Here is a 17,647-nt window from a genome sequence, read left to right as displayed (position 1 = left end):
AACAATGAAAAAATATGCCTATAATGAAATCACTCTCATGCAGTATATTTTTTTGATAAATGGAACACAGGTCGGGACAGGCGTCCTATCTCTCCCGCGCATACTTGCGGAAAAAGCAGGAACCGACGGGTGGATCGCTATCCTGATTGGCTGGTTTCTCTCTGCCGCTGCCAGCATTATTTTGGTTAAAACGTGCGAAAAATATCCTGATGAAACCCTTATCGAAATTCTTATCCGTTTATTCGGAAAAATTGTGGGAAAAGCAGTCGTCATCGTTTACATGATGTACTTTGCTTTTTACTCATGGTCCATTTTTGTGAACGGCAGTCTATATATCAAGGCATGGTTCCTGCCTAAAACCCCTAATTATATCATTTTACTGTTATTTTCGATTCCTACTTTTATTGTAGCCCGTAACGGGGTTCGCGTTTTAGCAAGATACTCCGAGCTGTCTTTTTACATGGTCATTTGGCTTCCTTTGTTTTTCCTGATACCGCTAAGGGACGGAAATTGGCTGCACTTTCTTCCGGTACTTAAAGAAGGGTGGAGACCAGTATTATCCGCTGTGCCGACCACTGTTTTTTCCTTTTTGGGATTTGAAGTCGCGTTCTTCCTGTACCCCTTTTTGCAAAAAAAGCAGCATGCGGTTCTCGGAATCACGATTGCGAACACCTTAACGATGTTGTTTTATGTTTTAGTGACGATTGCCTGCTTTGCCTATTTTAGCCCTGATGGGATTATCGAATTTAATCAACCCGTCATGAATTTGCTTAAACTAATTGAATTTCGTTTTTTGGAGCGTTTTGACATGGTTATATTGGCTGTTTATCTGATTGTTGTTTCCACAGCCTGGATATCTTGTGTATTCTTTACTGCCTTTTGTTCTAGTCAATTGCTGGGAAAACAGGATCACAGCCGGCACGTCATTATTTTATTATTGATCATTATTGGATTGGTCTTTTGGCGTGATCCTACTTGGAATGAATCGGAAAAGTGGCAGCAAATGGTTGCCAAAGGAGGGCTGCAATTGGCATACGTAGCTCCTCCATTTTTATGGATCTATAGCTGGATATATGAAAAGTTCCGTCGGAGGGTAAGCCATTGAAAAGGAAGATACTACTTTGCCTATCGCTCTTGGCTATGATGATGACCGGATGCGTGGACCAAATAAATGTTGAAGATGTCACTCTGTCACTCATCCTAGGTTTAGATTTGGATGAGGAGGATCATTTAGTGGTGTTCATGTCAAGTCCGGTGTTTAATAAAGAAGCAGAGTTAAAAGAGGAGAAGGTCGAGGTGAAAGCTGTTACGATTCGAGATTCCAGGGAACTGTTTGATTCGACGGTAATGGCTTTGACAGCAGGAAGCAAAACGCAATTAATCTTAATCGGGAAAAAGCTACTAAAACGAAAAAATTGGATTGATTATATCGATCCCTTTTACAGGGACCCCAAAAATACGGTAACCACAAGAGTCGTCGCCGTAGATGGGCCTGTTTCTGACGTCATTTTTTTTAGGCCAAAAGACAAGCCGCGTCTACCTTTGTATTTGACAAATTTAGTGGATACGGCATACAGAAGAAATGTCACTGTAAAAACCACCATTCAAGAATTTCATGAGCAAAAGACGGAAAAAGGGATGACAGCAAGCATCACCGAAATGAAAAAAGACCACAAAATCATGTTGACTGGCACGGCTCTGCTGGATGAACAGAGCAGATATAAGGTAAGCATCAAACCGCATCAAAACAAATTATTACGCATCCTGCAGCATAAAACAAAAGGTGATTTCCCATTTACCATTTCAGTCCCTTTGGAATCGAATGGACAGGATAAACATTGGATCAGCTTTAGTACGCCGAACATCAAGGTAAAAACAAAGGTTAGGTATGACGGTCATTTTATTTTTGACACAGACGTAAAAATGAGAATTGCCATAACAGAACGGCTTTTTCCATTCAATGTAAGGAAGGACACAGCGAAACTGCAAAAGAGTATAGAAACGAAACTGCAAGCAGATTTCGAGCGCTTAATAAAGAAAACGCAAACCGCCACCATTGACCCGTTTGGATTTGGGATTTATGCAAGAGCCTATACGTATCCCGAGTGGAAAAAAGTCCAAAATCAATGGGGGAAAGCCTTTTCGAAGGCTGATGTCAACGTCAAGGTGCGAGTAACCATTGGCGGGATGGGAACGATTAAGTAACACGGGCCAATGATATTCTACCATGAAAATAAGTTTCTTCAAGATTAGAAAAATGACAAAACTTAAAAAGACCCTGCTCAATCGTTAAAAAAAAGAGGGGAGACATCATCTCCTTTTCTTCTTCAACAAACGAAGCAGTTTAGTTGAAGAAACATTCAAAAAATTTTATAAAAAGGGTACATATTAATAGCACTCACAATTTTGTGAGTGCTTTTTTGCTTGTTATTATTTTGGCACCGGAGTAGGAGTAGTTCCCAAATTTTTTATTTCACATCACCACTAACATCTACTGCTACTGTAATTGAACAAAAACAATTATTCCAATTTTCACTTAATATTTGACACGCATATTAGTGGTTGCTAATATGATAATATTAGAACATATTAGTGCTGTCTAATATGACTGGAGGTAAAGTTACCGATGGCAAAAACAGATGTTGATTTGAAGGTAAAGTTTCTAAGGGGATTTTCAGATAAAACAAGGATTCAAATTCTTGAATCAATTAAAGAACAAGAAAAAACTGTTTCAGAAATTGTAGAGGACCTCAATGGCAAGCAATCAAATATATCTCAACATCTAGCTTGTTTAAAAGGATGTGGGCTTATTGTTGGCAGACAAGACGGAAAATACATTAAATATAGCTTACGAAATCAACAAGTAAGAGAGTTGCTAAAAATGTTCCACACAGTGTTCGAAGAAGTGCAAACTGATATAGCTTGTTGTGAGAATCATATCGATTAAGGTGGTGAAGTACTTTGGCTGATAAATGTTGCGGTTCTAAAGAAATACAGAAAAATGATATAAACGATAACTTAAAAGCATTAGAAAATGTTGTGGAAGTAAAGACTTCTTGCTGTAGCAGTGATTCAATTGCCTTAGAAAAACCTAACGGTCCAAAAAGCTCTTGTTGTAGCAGCAAGGTTGAAGAACTATCAAAAGACATTCCTCTTTCGCCAGCTATTTCTGAAGAAAAAGTTGTATATCATGTACACGGAATGGATTGTCCAGCTTGTGGTGTCACAATAGAAAAAGGGTTAAGTGCTTTAAAAGGGATTAGAGATGTAACAGTGAACTACAGCACAGCAAAACTACAGGTGGTTGGAGATATCGGTTCTTTTGATCAAATTGAAAATCAAATTAAAAAACTTGGTTATACGGTCGAATCACTTGAACGGAACAAAAATATGAGGACGTACACTATCGAAGGAATGGATTGTGGTAGTTGTGCAAAAAGTATCGAAAACCATTTGAATACTTTACCTTCAGTAAGAAAAGTAAGTGTGAATTTTTCTACTGGAAAAATGAAGATTGATCACGACAATAGCGTTGAAAATATCATTTCAGAAGTAGCTAAAATCGGTTATAATGCGTCCTTGCTTACGAAGAGTAGCAAAGCTCCCGAAACTCCTAAAAATTACGAAGGAAATGGTTTAATCATCTTTTCTGGGGTATTAATAGCTCTAGGGTTTATTGGGTCATACAATGGTATCTCAACATTAATGAGCAATATTTTGTACGCGATAGTAATCGTATTAACTGGATATAAGCCTGTGAAGAGTGCTTACTATGCCTTAAAAAGCCGTTCACTTGATATGAATGTATTAATGTCAGCTGCGGCAATTGGTGCTGCATTAATTGGTGAATGGTTAGAAGGAGCAACCGTTGTATGGTTATTTTCTTTGGGAATTGTTCTACAGAATCGATCAATCGAGAAGACAAGAAATTCTATTCGAAATTTAATGAATTTAGCTCCACCAGAAGCGTGGGTGTTAATTGGCACTGAATTGGTTAAAAAGCCAGTTGAAGAGATTTCAATTGGTCAGATAATCATTGTTAAACCAGGCGATAAAATTCCATTAGACGGAGAAATTGTTCAGGGTGTATCCAGCGTAAACCAAGCTCCTATCACAGGAGAGTCAATACCAGTTGATAAGGCAATTGGTGATACAGTTTATGCCGGTACGATAAATGAGAGTGGCTCTCTTGAAATTAAAGTAACTAAGTTAGTTGAAGATACTACCATATCAAAGATTATTCACTTGGTAGAAGAGGCTCAAGAACAAAAAGCACCTACACAGGCATTTGTCGATAAATTTGCAAATATCTATACACCTATTGTTTTCGTATTAGCAATAACTATTATGGTGATACCTCCCCTTCTTGGATTAGGTACTTGGGGAGAATGGTTTTATAAGGCACTGGAACTATTAGTAATTGCTTGTCCTTGTGCTCTGGTTATTTCGACACCTGTAACGATTGTATCTGCAATCGGCAATGCAGCTAAAAATGGTGTTCTAATTAAAGGTGGATCATTCTTAGAAATCGCAGGATCTATAAATGCCATTGCTTTTGACAAAACAGGTACATTAACTAAAGGAAAGCCTACGGTTTCTGAAATAAAGGCTCTAGGCACTTCAGAAGACGAGTTATTATCCCTTGCTTTGACATTAGAGGATTATTCAACTCATCCAATAGCTAAAACAATTGTAAACTATGCAAAAGAAAAGGGCATACAATCAAAGAATGGCCAGTTGTTTAAAAGTATAGTTGGTAAAGGGGTTCAGGCTACTATTGGTGGAGTCATCCATTATGCAGGAAATCTTAAACTGTTTGAAGAAATGAATGTTTCATTAGGCAATATTAAAACCATAGCAGAAGAGTTTCAAAGAAAAGGAAAAACAGTAGTTATTATTGGTAGTGAACAAAAGTTATTGGGTATAATTGCTGTCTCTGATACTTTACGTAAGACAACGGTTAATGCCTTAAATGCTTTAAAACAAGTTGGCATTAATCAAACCATAATGTTGACTGGAGATAATGAAGGAACAGCTAAAGTGATTGCCTCTGAAGCTTCAATTGACCGTTATTTTGCTGAATTAATGCCAGAAGATAAAGTAAATTCTATTAAGCAATTACAAAAAGAAGGTTATAGGGTTGCGATGGTTGGAGACGGCATAAATGATGCTCCAGCACTAGCAACGTCTGATTTGGGGATTGCAATGGGTGGTGCCGGTACAGACACAGCAATGGAAACAGCAGATATTGTTTTAATGGCTGACAATCTCGAAAAGCTACCTCATACAATCAATTTAAGTAGAAAAGCATTAAAAATAATTAAACAAAACATTTGGTTTTCATTAATTGTAAAGTTTATTGCCCTAGCTTTAATTTTCCCTGGATGGCTAACATTATGGATAGCTGTCTTAAGTGATACTGGTGCTGCCATAATTGTAATTTTAAATGCACTACGCCTATTGAAAATTAAAGGTTAAAAACGATTTATATATCCCAAGGTTAATCTAGTTTTGGTGTATTTACGTATTCCATATTCGGTGCGATGCTTTAACAAGGCATCGCCCTTTTCTGGTTTGATACACAAAGCAGATTGTGAAGAATTGTACTTAAAGTAGCGGGTGCGATTGTTCAATAATAGCAGTCGCTTTCCTTGTTCCTCTAACGTGGCAGGATAATTGAAGAAGGAATATGTATTTACTTCCAGAATATACATAATTAGGGAATGTGAAGGTGGGTGCTTAAATGGATAAGGGCAGTATTTTCGCCCTGATCGGCTCCAATTGGGCGGGCAAGACAACGGTTGTCAAAGAAGATTACTTACGGAATAATGGTGACTTTGAATTTGATGAAACCGAGTATAAACGTCCATGAACATATGGTTCTATGCTAAGTGCAGGACATATCTCGATTCTGATCACCCAGAACAGGAAGTAAGTCATCTTTTGATTGCCAATATTCAGTCTCTTTGATGCATCGAACACGCTTTCAAGCATTGATAACAAAAGAGAATTTGTAGAACAATAGGGCTGATAAAAAAGTAAAGAGAGGGAGACCAAATGAAAAAGATTACAACGGGACAAAGCAACAGCGGATTCTCCGAAACAGGGCTGCGCAGAATGCGCAACGTGCTGGCAAGGTATGTCGATTCCGGGAAGATTCCTGGGCTCGTTGCTCTGGTCAGCAGACACGGTGAGACACACGTCGAAGCGATCGGCACGATGCGCCATGACGGTGGCGCGCCGATGCGCCGGGACACGATCTTCCGGATGGCCTCGACGTCCAAGCCGGTTGCAATCGCGGCGGCGATGATCCTGCTCGACGAGTGCAGGCTGCGGCTGGATGACCTGGTAGAGCAGTGGCTGCCGGAACTCGCCGACCGGCGGGTGCTGAAGCGGATCGATGGCCCGCTGGACGATACCGTGCCGGCGCGGCGGCCGATCACCGTACGGGACTTGCTGACCTCCACGTTCGGGCTCGGCATGGATATGACGTCGCTAGGCACTCCGATCATGAACGCGATCTTCGAGCAGGGGCTCACTCCCAATCTACCGGAGCCGGTGCCCGAGCCGGATGAGTGGATGCGCCGCCTTGGCACGCTTCCACTGATGTACCAGCCCGGAGAGCGCTGGCAGTACCACATCAGCAACGATCTACTCGGCGTGCTCGTCGCCAGGGTCACGGGCCAGTCGTTTGAGACGTTCCTGCGCGAACGCATCTTTAACCCCCTGGGCATGAAGGACACCGGTTTCCACGTGCCCGCCGACAAGATCGACCGGCTGCCAACCCTGTACGCCCCCGACCCGCAGACCGGAGAGTTCATCGTGTGGGACGAGGCCAAGGGGGGACGCTACAGCCAGCCTCCGGCTTTCCAGGGCGGCGGCGGCGAACTGGTCTCCACCGTCGACGACTACCACGCCTACTTCCGGATGCTTCTGAATCACGGGATGCACGGGACCGAACGGATCCTGTCCCGGCCCGCTGTCCAGCTGATGACCACCAACCGCCTCACGCCCGAGCAACAAGCCGCCCGAAACGCCATGGCCAGCAACAACGTCCATGTGTCATTCGGCCAAGGGCAACACGGCGGCTGGGGCTTCGGGATGGCGGTGCGCACCTACCGTGGTGACTACGCGTCCATCGGCCAGTTCGGCTGGGACGGCGGAAGCGGCACCGCGACGTACGCCGACCCGGACAAACAGCTCACCGGAATCCTGCTCACCCAGGTCGGGGCGTCCACTCCTGATTCATCGTGGCTTATCCACGACTTCTGGACCACGGTCTACCAGGCAATCGAAGACTAACACCGAGCCCTCACTCAACCCACGACACCCAACGGTCAGCCCCCTGGCGGCCGATTGGAAGCAAAAGTTGCCTTTGGTAATTTGCTTAGACGCTTCCCAGATTTAAAATTGGCGATTGATCCAGATGAGTTAATTTATAACAATAATGGAGTGGTACGTTTCATTGCTAGTATCCCAATGATTTTCTAACCTTCGGTGGTACCAATTTCATAAACTGAACACATACCGTTTTTTGTGGTGGCTATATAGGTGTTAAACCAGTAGAGAATAATCTACTGGTTTTTTTCTTTCATAATAGGTTGCTTGAAGAAAAAATTGTCTGTAAATATTAATTTTATTATCAAGTCTTAACAGAATCTTTACACCATCCTCCAGTATCTGAACACTATCTTTATTCCAAATTCAATAAAATAATTTCAAGAAGATAAATTGATTAATTTTCCGACGATTTAGTGAAGTTGGAAAAATTGAAAAGGAGAGTTGTAAAGGTGAATGCCGTTTTACTTTTCGCTGGAATTGTAGGTATGTCGTTATTTGTTTACTTGTTGTACGTCTTATTTAAGGGTGAAAATCTATGACCAATATTATTTTACAAGATACTTTTTTTATTGCTGTTTTAGTCGGATTATCAATTCCAATAGGTGTTTATATTTATAAGGTGATGACTGGTCAAAAAGTATTTTTGACCAAAATTTTATCGCCAGTAGAGAATTGTGTTTATAAAATCATCGGTAATTGGAATGTAGAAGACATGGGAGCAAAACAATATTTAGTTTCTGTTATGACCTTTAGCACAATAGGGCTACTTTTTCTTTGGGGATTACAAATGATTCAAGGTTTCCTTCCTATAAATCCTGAAGGGATGAAGGGGACTAGTTGGCATCTAGCGTTCAATACAGCAGCAAGTTTTGTTTCTAACACGAATTGGCAAGCCTATTCTGGCGAGAGCACTCTATCATATTTGACCCAGTCTATTGGACTGACAGTTCAAAATTTTGTTTCAGCGGCAACAGGTATCGCTGTTCTATTCGCACTGATTCGAGGTTTCATTCTCAAAAAAGAACAAAAGATAGGTAACTACTGGGTAGATATCACGAGAATAACACTTTATGTTTTGATTCCTCTGTCGCTAGTTGTGGCACTACTTATTGCTTCACAAGGTGTGGTGCAAACGTTTGCCCATTATAAAGTTGTTTCGATGTTGGAGAATGGGGTAAATCAAATTATTCCATTAGGACCTGCCGCAAGTCAGATTGCAATAAAACAACTTGGTACAAACGGTGGTGGATTTTTTGGAATGAACTCAGCTTTTCCATTGGAAAATCCAACTTCGTTCTCCGACTTTATACAAGTGCTATCTATTCTAATTATCCCTGCTGCACTTTGTGTTTCATTTGGGAAAGCAGTAAATGATAGCAAACAAGGTAAATCACTATACATTACCATGATGATTCTATTTGTGGTATCAATCGTAGCTGTAACCATCAGTGAGCAATTTGCTGCACCAGTTTTTCATGGAGTAGCAACTTCAGGAAGTATAGAAGGAAAAGAAGTCATTCATGGTGTAGGTGCTTCAGCCTTATGGGGTACAGCAACAACTGCAGCTTCAAATGGCTCCGTGAATGCCATGCATGACAGTTTTACTCCACTCGCTGGCATGGTTCTCATGTTCCTTATGCAATTGGGGGAAATAATATTTGGTGGTGTAGGAAGCGGGCTTTACGGAATGTTGGCTTTCGTAATGTTGACTGTCTTCATCGCAGGATTGATGGTTGGGCGAACCCCTGAATATTTAGGTAAGAAAATTGAACCGTTTGATATGAAGATGGTTTGTTTAATTGTTCTTGCACCACCGCTCTTAACACTATTAAGTACAGCACTTGCAGTTTCTATGCCAGCTGCTTCGTCATGGCTTAACAATTCAGGAGCACACGGATTTTCAGAAATCCTTTATAATTTTTCTTCAATGGCTAATAACAATGGAAGTGCATTTGGTGGATTCACATCCAATACAGTTTTCACAAACATTATTGGTGGAATTGTGATGTTATTGGTTCGTTTTATTCCAATTGGAGCTATTCTTTATCTGGCAGAAAATCTTGCTCGGAAGAAAACAACTGCTGCAAGTGAAGGAACTTTATCAACTAGTAATACCATGTTTGTTGGATTATTAGTCTCAGTCATTCTTTTAATTGGAGCCCTCAGTTTCTTACCTGTTTTAGCCTTGGGCCCGATTGCAGATTATTTTACACATTAATTTGAGGTGAAAACGATGAATGGAAAGCATATTAACAAGAGTATTTTGAATGACGCATTTCGTCAGTCTTTGGTAAAACTATCACCTCGTGTACAGTTAAAAAACCCTGTCATGTTGGTGGTATATATTGGAGCAATCTTTACAACATTTCTATACATTCTTTCTTTCATGGGGATCAAAGATGAGAATTCATGGTACACCTTAGCCATTGCGCTTATTTTATGGTTTACAGTTTTATTTGCTAATTTTGCAGAGTCGATTGCAGAAGGACGTGGCCGTGCGCAAGCAGATAGTCTACGCAGTGCGAAAAAGGATGTAAAAGCAAAGAAGTTAAAATCAGCAACTAATATCGATGAGTACACTGAAGTATTATCCAACACATTGAAAAAAGGTGATCTTGTATTTGTCAGTGCTGGTAATCAGATCCCAATGGATGGTGAGGTAATTGATGGGGCAGCATCTGTTGATGAGAGTGCAATTACGGGAGAGTCTGCGCCTGTCATTCGTGAATCTGGTGGGGACAGAAGTGCTGTTACAGGAGGTACAACAGTCGTTTCAGATTGGTTGATTATTCAAGTAACAGCAGAGCCAGGTGAAAGCTTTCTTGATAAAATGATAGCTATGGTGGAAGGTGCATCTAGAAAGAAAACGCCAAATGAAGTTGCACTCCAAATTCTTTTGGTTACATTGACGATTATTTTTCTTGTTGTAACAGCTACACTACTCCCATTTTCGAACTTTGTAAGTAAGTTAGCAGGTTCGGGTACTGCGATTTCAATTACAAATGTTATTGCTCTGTTAGTGTGCCTTGCACCTACAACAATCGGCGCCTTACTTTCATCAATAGGAATTGCAGGCATGAGCCGACTCAATCAAGCGAATGTTTTAGCAATGAGTGGGCGTGCTATTGAAGCTGCAGGTGATGTGGATATCCTATTATTAGATAAAACAGGGACAATTACACTAGGAAATCGTCAAGCAAGCGAGTTTATTCCGGTTTGCAATGTTGAAGAAAGAGAATTAGCTGATGCAGCTCAACTCTCTTCCTTAGCAGATGAGACAGCTGAAGGCAGAAGTATCGTTATTCTTGCAAAAGAAAAGTTTGATATTCGTGGTCGAGATCTTAGTCAATTAAATGCAAACTTCATTGAATTCTCAGCAAAAACTAGAATGAGTGGTGTTGATTTTGGGTTAAATGAAATCCGAAAAGGGGCTGTTGACGCAATTAAAAACTATGTTCTACAAAAGGGTGGAGAATACCCATCTGAATGTGACCAAATTGTCAAACGAGTTGCAGGAGCTGGAGGTACACCGTTGGTTGTTGCACAAAACACAAAAGTGTTGGGTGTTATTTACTTAAAAGACATTGTTAAAAACGGTGTTAAGGAACGTTTTGGTGACTTGCGTAAAATGGGTATCAAAACCATCATGATTACAGGTGATAATCCGATGACAGCTGCAGCAATTGCAGCAGAAGCAGGTGTAGACGATTTCTTGGCAGAAGCTACACCTGAAGCCAAATTAGCACTGATTAGAGATTACCAAGCAAAGGGACATTTAGTAGCAATGACGGGTGATGGAACGAATGATGCACCTGCATTGGCGCAAGCAGACGTTGCAGTGGCAATGAATAGTGGTACACAAGCGGCGAAAGAAGCAGGAAATATGGTTGACTTAGATTCTAGTCCTACGAAGTTGATTGACATAGTTAGAATTGGAAAACAGCTTTTAATGACAAGGGGCGCTTTAACCACATTTAGTGTGGCAAATGATGTGGCAAAATATTTTGCTATTATCCCAGTTCTGTTTTTTGGGATATTTCCTCAGTTAACAACGCTAAATATTTTAGGATTTACAAGTACAACGAGCGCGATATTGTCAGCGATCATTTACAATGCGTTAATCATTGTCTTTTTAATCCCATTAGCATTAAAAGGTGTTAAATATCGTGAATTGCCAGCTGGAAAGCTACTAAAAAGAAATATTTTGATTTATGGTCTGGGTGGAGTAATTGCACCTTTCTTGGCAATCAAAATGATAGATATGATTCTGACCGTAAGCGGTCTTGTGTGAGGTGGTACTGATGACAAACATATCAAAAACATTTAGACCAGCTTTATTTATTTTTATTGCAATGACAATTCTTTGTGGTGTGGTGTATACGAGTGTTGTAACTGGAATTGCTCAACTAATATTTCCAAACCAATCAAATGGAAGCATTGTCACTGTTACACTAAAAGATGGAACAAAGAAGGACGTTGGTTCCGAATTAATTGCTCAAAAATTTACTGAACCAAAATATTTAATTGGGAGATCAATAGGTACAACAAATCTTTCACCTGTTAGCGCTGAACAAGAAAAACTTGTCCAAGAGCGAATTGATTGGTGGCATAAATTTGATCCAGACAACAAATCTGATATCCCGATGGATTTAGTTACAGCTTCAGGTAGTGGAGTCGACCCATATATTTCACCAGCAGCAGCTGAATACCAGGTGTCAAGAATTGCAAAAACAAGAGGAATAAGTGAAGATAATGTTAGAAAAATCATCAATCAATATACTACCGACAGATTTCTAGAATTCATTGGAGAACCTGGGGTAAATGTTTTAAAGGTAAATTTAGCTCTTGATGGTCTCTATAAAGGATAGTGATTTCGTATGATGCAAGAAGATAAACGTCCAAATCCGGATAAGCTTTTAGAAGACATACTTGAACAACAAAAGAAAGTTGGTAAACTAAAAATCTTCTTTGGCTATGCAGCAGGTGTAGGAAAAACCTATTCGATGTTAGACGAGGCAAGAGAACATTTTGGCAATGGTGTTGATGTCTTAGTAGGATATGTTGAACCGCATACGAGACCAGAGACCACTCAACTTCTTGAAGGTTTGCCAATGTTACCTTCAAAAAAGACTTCTTATAGAAACATAGAGCTGAAGGAATTTGATTTAGATGCAGCTTTAATCAGGAAGCCTGAACTCATTTTAGTTGATGAGCTTGCTCATACTAATGCTCATGGTCTTCGTAACAAAAAACGATATCAGGACATTGAGGAACTTTTGAATACTGGAATAAATGTATATACAACCGTAAATGTCCAACATATTGAAAGCTTGAACGATATTGTTCAAGATATAACAAAGATTACTGTAAGAGAAACTGTACCAGATACCTTTTTTGATCGCGCAGATTCTGTAAAACTGATTGATATTGATCCTGTAGAATTATTAAAACGATTTGAAGAAGGAAAAATATATAGCCCTGACAGAGTTGCAACAGCTATTAATAACTTTTTTACAGTGGAAAATCTTCGACTTTTACGTGAGATAGCCATGCGGAAAGTTGCGGATAGAATCAGCCATGAGAACCTGAATACACGACGTAGTTTCGCTAAAATGCCCAATACAAAACTTCTAGTTTGTATTGGTCCCTCTCCTTCGTCAGCGAAATGCATTAGATGGACTGCGAGGACGGCTGAAGCATTTCATGCACCTTGGGTAGCTGTTTATGTAGAAAATATGGATAGTGGTCGATTTACAGAACAACAACAAAAATCGCTTAGGATGAATATGGATTTAGCAGAGAAATTAGGTGCTGAAATTGTAACAATTAATGGAGACAATATTGCAACAGCTGTTGCAGAATATGCAAAGCTATCAGGTATCACGAATATTGTGATTGGTAAGAGTCGAAATAAGAAATCATTTAAGAACGTCTTTGAAATGGATTTTGAAGACCAGCTTATATCGCTTTTACCAAGTTTGGAGATTCATATCATTCCTGATAGTAACACACTCCGACCTTATAGAAAAACGAGAAGATTTCATTTCCGTAGTCAAGTACAGTTTTTTTGGAGAGATGCTCTTAAGTCTATTGTATTATTAATGTTAGCAACTATTGTTTCAATTGAACTTCGTGCGCTTGGAATCGGTGAACAAAATGTGATAATGGTTTATATTCTGTCGGTACTCGTTATCTCTAGAATCACAATAGGGTATCTCTATGGTATAGTTTCTTCATTTTTAAGTGTTCTAGCATTTAATTTCTTTTTTACTGTACCTTATTACACATTTAATGCTATTCAAGCAGGATATCCAGTTACCTTTTTCATTATGTTGTTAGTCGCATTGTTTGCAAGTGCTTTGACGGTTCGTATTAAAACACAAGCAAGACTTGCTGTAGAAAGAGAGCGTCGGACAGAGGTTCTTTATGAAATAAACAAAAAGTTGTTAGCTGCCAGAGGGCTTGATAGTATTGTGAATCTGACAAATGAATATGTAGTTAAACTGTTCAATCGAACAGTAATTTTTTACACAGAAGATCCCGAAAACGGGACAATAGGTTACTTGAAGCAATTTTCAGAGGAGATAAAGAACGACATTTTACAATCTGAGAGTGAAAAAGCAGTCGCACATTGGGTATTTGTCAACCACAAACCAGCTGGAGCTGGAACTGACACATTAATGGGAGCAAAAGCTTATTATTTTCCTGTAGTATCACAAAAAAAGATACTTGGTGTAATGGGAATATCCTGTGAAAAAAGCCTTCTCGATCATGATGATCGTCTTTTTTTACAAATGATTACTGCACAAGTAGCAATGGCCTTAGAACGCCAGTATTTATCAGATGAACAGCGTATAATTCTGGTAGAATCTGAAAAAGAGAAAATGAGAAGTAATCTATTGCGTGCAATCTCACATGATTTAAGAACACCCTTAACAGCTATTCTAGGTGCGAGTTCTGCCATTCTCGAAAATCAAGCATCTTTTGATGAGTCTACAAAAAACAATTTGATTGCGAACATAATAGAAGATTCCCAATGGTTAATTCGAATGGTAGAAAACTTGTTGTCTGTAACACGAATCCATGAAGGAACAATGAATGTTTCCAAATCACCGGAGGCTGTAGAGGAAATTGTTGCAGAAGCAGTAAGTCGAACTAGAAAAAGATTTCCAGAGAGCAATATTTCTGTAAAGGTACCTAATGAACTTTTAATTGTTCCCATGGATGGCACATTAATTGCACAGGTCCTGATTAATCTTCTTGAAAATGCGGTCAAACATTCACAAAACAATACAGCAATTGATGTAAATGTGAAAAAGAATAAGAATTATGCAGTAATTGAGGTAATTGATAACGGAGAAGGAATTGCTGCTGAAGATTTACCATATTTATTTACAAGTTTTGTACCAAATGGAAAGAAAAGTGCCGATTCATCAAGAGGGATGGGAATAGGTCTTTCCATCTGTATGTCAATTATTAAGGCACATCAAGGTAAAATGAGTGCAGAAAACCGAAAGTCAGGTGGAGCAGTATTCCGATTTTCTTTACCACTATCATAACAAGTAAACCAGGTTCAGAAATAACAGGTAAGCTAAAGAAAGGCTGTGTAAAATGGTGTATAAAACTTTGATTTTAATCGTTGAAGATGAAGCAGGTATAAGCAATTTTATTTCTGCTATATTAACTTCAAATCATTATCAAATCATAAAAACTAAAAAGGGAAATGAAGCCATTTCAATGATGGCTTCTCATTCGCCTGATTTAATTTTGTTGGACTTAGGATTGCCAGATATTGATGGAATCGAGGTTTTAAAAGCTATTAGACAATGGAGCGAGGTGCCTATTATTGTTGTATCAGCTCGTGGGCATGAACGGGAAAAAGTAGAAGCGCTTGACCTGGGTGCGGATGATTATATTACAAAACCATTTGGCACTTCAGAGTTGCTTGCTCGAATTCGGACTGCTATTAGGCGAAATAAGAAAGCTATAGAAAGTGATGATCAAAGTCTCAAAAAGTTTAGTGTTGGAGAATTTGAAATCGATTTTGAGAAGCGAAAAGTTCTTATCAAAGGGAAGGAAGTTCATTTTACTCCAATTGAATACAAAATCATTACTTTGCTTTCTGAGCATGCTGGCAAAGTGTTAACACATGACTTTATCATAAAAAAAATATGGGGACCATACACCAATGAAACGCAAGCATTACGAGTCAATATGGCAAATATCCGCAGAAAATTAGAATCAAATCCTGCTGAGCCAAAATACATTCTAACTGAAATGGGTGTTGGGTATAGAATGATAGAAAGCATTTAAAACAAGCTATGAAAATAACTTGTTTTTTTGCTTTAGAAAAAATAACACAAAGAGGCTATCTGGAAATGAGAATAAACTTTCAATTATAATGGAGAAGTCACGCTGTTGATGCAATACTTGCTCTCTGCTCAGCAAATTTAATTTGATTAGAAAAGCAGTTGATATTGAAAAAATCTATACCATCTGCTTTTTTGTTAATAAAAATACCATTCAGGACCGATTTTCGTTAAAATAAACATTGCCGCTTTTCACAATAGTTTTTCACAAATTATAAATGTCCAAATGTACTTATGTTTGATAATAAGTTATTTAGCATGATATAAGTGTAAAAGAAGTGGAACATTTGGCTTTATATTTTTTGACCGAGAGTTTGAAGTTGTATCCATAGTGAGAGGATTTGAGTTTGAAATGATAGATAATTTTTGGCGTGATTTACCACGACCATTTTTTGTACTTGCACCAATGGAAGATGTGACAGATGTTGTTTTTCGTCACGTAGTAAGTGAAGCCGGTCGACCGGATGTATTTTTCACAGAGTTTACAAACTCGGATAGCTATTGTCATCCAGAGGGCATGAAAAGTGTGCGTGGTCGTTTGATTTTTACAGAAGATGAACAGCCAATGGTGGCACATATTTGGGGGGATAATCCAGAATATTTCCGTCAAATGAGTATTGGCATGGCAGAGCTAGGATTTAAAGGCATCGATATTAATATGGGCTGCCCTGTACCGAATGTGGCTTCGAGAGGGAAAGGTAGTGGCCTTATTCTGCGTCCAGACGTTGCGGCAGAACTTATTCAAGCAGCAAAAGCGGGCGGACTGCCTGTCAGCGTGAAAACACGACTTGGCAATAAGGATGTAAATGAGTGGGAGGAGTGGCTAACGCATATTTTAAAACAGGATATTGCGAACCTTTCTATTCATTTACGTACAAGAAAGGAAATGAGCCAAGTAGATGCGCATTGGGAGCTAATTCCGGAAATCAAAAAATTACGTGACCGTATCGCACCAAATACGCTACTAACAATCAATGGAGACATTCCTGACCGTCAAACTGGGCTGCAGCTTGCTGAACAATATGGTATTGATGGCGTTATGATCGGGCGAGGTATTTTTAAAAATCCTTTTGCTTTTGAAAAAGAGCCAAAAGAGCATAGCAGTAAAGAGTACCTTGATCTTTTAAGACTGCAGCTTGATCTTCAAGATCAATATGCGGAAGCACTACCACGTTCAATCACAGGGCTTCATCGCTTTTTCAAAATTTATGTCAAAGGATTCCGTGGAGCTGGTGAATTAAGAAATCAATTGATGAACACGAAATCAACAGATGAAGTGCGTGGATTGCTTGATAACTTTGGAAAAGAATGTTGATGGAACGGGGACAGTGAAATGATGTAACTCTTAAAAAGTTAGAGTAAAAATGAATCACATCAACTCATGATTACTTATCTACTGCTATTCAACTAGTTGGTCTGGTCTGTTATTTAATGTGAGAGGAGGAGCTGTCAATTCAGGCAAAGTGAACCATTATTATAGTAAGATTGTGAAATCCTGTACTTAAACTCCCTCAGTTTAATACGATTTTCTCCCGAATACTCGCTTATTCGCAGGATTTCATGTACCTTGATATTTTGTAACGATAGAATATATAGGGCCAGATCCATTATTAGCTTCGTGGAGGCATAGTGAAATAGAGGAGTATAATTACACTCCATATTTTACCATATGATGTACATGCTCCACGCCGCCCCTGGAGGCTTTCCCTCCCATGTCTCAACGGGTCATTTGCCCTTTCATTCCTTCGTTATGCCTATCCAAGGGGTGGAGGCCAGTTTTGCTAACGGGATGGGTCAGAGCCCTTTTGTTTAAGTAATCTGGTACTCCGTACATATTTAAAATCCTACGAATAAGCCAACATTCGATTTGTATCATAATAAAGTGTATTGTTTTCTATTACTTTTTCCATGTCCTAAATAAGAACGAGTGATATTCT

General features: G+C 39.3%; 13 protein-coding genes. All 13 read left to right on the top strand.

Annotated elements, in window-relative coordinates; all coding sequences use genetic code 11:
- Window positions 1–4 precede the first annotated feature (4 nt).
- The 13 genes from COE25_RS27870 (at window position 5) to COE25_RS27815 (ending at window position 17,025) form a co-directional block, all read left to right on the top strand.
- On the top strand, window positions 5–1,105 hold the full coding sequence (locus COE25_RS27870; protein ID WP_098934963.1) for a GerAB/ArcD/ProY family transporter: 1,101 nt from the start codon (window positions 5–7) through the stop codon (window positions 1,103–1,105).
- On the top strand, window positions 1,102–2,205 hold the full coding sequence (locus COE25_RS27865) for a Ger(x)C family spore germination protein (protein WP_098934962.1): 1,104 nt from the start codon (window positions 1,102–1,104) through the stop codon (window positions 2,203–2,205). The genes COE25_RS27870 and COE25_RS27865 overlap by 4 nt, the downstream gene beginning before the upstream one ends.
- A 421-nt stretch (window positions 2,206–2,626) precedes the next feature.
- A complete protein-coding gene (locus COE25_RS27860) occupies window positions 2,627–2,947 on the top strand; it encodes an ArsR/SmtB family transcription factor (protein WP_088087285.1) in 321 nt (106 codons plus the stop codon).
- Between the two features lie 59 nt (window positions 2,948–3,006).
- Window positions 3,007–5,478 (top strand): heavy metal translocating P-type ATPase, encoded by a 2,472-nt coding sequence (locus COE25_RS27855; protein ID WP_373605388.1) that lies wholly within the window; start codon window positions 3,007–3,009, stop codon window positions 5,476–5,478.
- A gap of 265 nt (window positions 5,479–5,743) precedes the next feature.
- Entirely contained in the window at window positions 5,744–5,872 is a 129-nt protein-coding gene (locus COE25_RS31960) for a hypothetical protein (protein WP_257209002.1), read from the top strand.
- A 185-nt stretch (window positions 5,873–6,057) separates the two neighbouring features.
- Entirely contained in the window at window positions 6,058–7,302 is a 1,245-nt protein-coding gene (locus COE25_RS27850) for a serine hydrolase domain-containing protein (protein ID WP_098934961.1), read from the top strand.
- 54 nt (window positions 7,303–7,356) lie between these two features.
- Window positions 7,357–7,491 (top strand): cytochrome P450, encoded by a 135-nt coding sequence (locus COE25_RS31280; RefSeq protein ID WP_218964346.1) that lies wholly within the window; start codon window positions 7,357–7,359, stop codon window positions 7,489–7,491.
- Between the two features lie 385 nt (window positions 7,492–7,876).
- Window positions 7,877–9,559, top strand: coding sequence for a potassium-transporting ATPase subunit KdpA (gene kdpA, locus COE25_RS27840; RefSeq protein ID WP_098934959.1), 1,683 nt, complete (start codon window positions 7,877–7,879; stop codon window positions 9,557–9,559).
- Between the two features lie 15 nt (window positions 9,560–9,574).
- Window positions 9,575–11,632, top strand: coding sequence for a potassium-transporting ATPase subunit KdpB (gene kdpB / locus COE25_RS27835; protein WP_098934958.1), 2,058 nt, complete (start codon window positions 9,575–9,577; stop codon window positions 11,630–11,632).
- A gap of 10 nt (window positions 11,633–11,642) precedes the next feature.
- Window positions 11,643–12,209: a potassium-transporting ATPase subunit KdpC gene (kdpC, locus tag COE25_RS27830; RefSeq protein ID WP_098934957.1), complete on the top strand. Its 567-nt coding sequence runs from the start codon at window positions 11,643–11,645 to the stop codon at window positions 12,207–12,209.
- A 12-nt stretch (window positions 12,210–12,221) separates the two neighbouring features.
- Window positions 12,222–14,900, top strand: a complete 2,679-nt coding sequence (locus tag COE25_RS27825) for a sensor histidine kinase (protein ID WP_218964347.1) — start codon at window positions 12,222–12,224, stop codon at window positions 14,898–14,900.
- Between the two features lie 52 nt (window positions 14,901–14,952).
- On the top strand, window positions 14,953–15,654 hold the full coding sequence (locus tag COE25_RS27820) for a response regulator (protein ID WP_088087293.1): 702 nt from the start codon (window positions 14,953–14,955) through the stop codon (window positions 15,652–15,654).
- Between the two features lie 408 nt (window positions 15,655–16,062).
- Window positions 16,063–17,025, top strand: coding sequence for a tRNA dihydrouridine synthase (locus COE25_RS27815; RefSeq protein ID WP_088087294.1), 963 nt, complete (start codon window positions 16,063–16,065; stop codon window positions 17,023–17,025).
- Window positions 17,026–17,647: the final 622 nt, after the last annotated feature.

It is taken from the genome of Bacillus sp. AFS031507, assembly GCF_002584635.1.
Classification (GTDB): domain Bacteria; phylum Bacillota; class Bacilli; order Bacillales; family Cytobacillaceae; genus Neobacillus.
This window is presented reverse-complemented; position numbering and strand designations above follow the sequence as displayed.

Coding starts and splice junctions, on each gene's coding strand:
- COE25_RS27870 (WP_098934963.1), top strand. CDS start 5: ATGAAAAAATATGCCTATAATGAAATCACTCTCATGCAGTATATTTTT.
- COE25_RS27860 (WP_088087285.1), top strand. CDS start 2,627: ATGGCAAAAACAGATGTTGATTTGAAGGTAAAGTTTCTAAGGGGATTT.
- COE25_RS31960 (WP_257209002.1), top strand. CDS start 5,744: ATGGATAAGGGCAGTATTTTCGCCCTGATCGGCTCCAATTGGGCGGGC.
- COE25_RS27850 (WP_098934961.1), top strand. CDS start 6,058: ATGAAAAAGATTACAACGGGACAAAGCAACAGCGGATTCTCCGAAACA.
- kdpA (WP_098934959.1), top strand. CDS start 7,877: ATGACCAATATTATTTTACAAGATACTTTTTTTATTGCTGTTTTAGTC.
- kdpB (WP_098934958.1), top strand. CDS start 9,575: ATGAATGGAAAGCATATTAACAAGAGTATTTTGAATGACGCATTTCGT.
- kdpC (WP_098934957.1), top strand. CDS start 11,643: ATGACAAACATATCAAAAACATTTAGACCAGCTTTATTTATTTTTATT.
- COE25_RS27825 (WP_218964347.1), top strand. CDS start 12,222: ATGCAAGAAGATAAACGTCCAAATCCGGATAAGCTTTTAGAAGACATA.
- COE25_RS27820 (WP_088087293.1), top strand. CDS start 14,953: ATGGTGTATAAAACTTTGATTTTAATCGTTGAAGATGAAGCAGGTATA.
- COE25_RS27815 (WP_088087294.1), top strand. CDS start 16,063: ATGATAGATAATTTTTGGCGTGATTTACCACGACCATTTTTTGTACTT.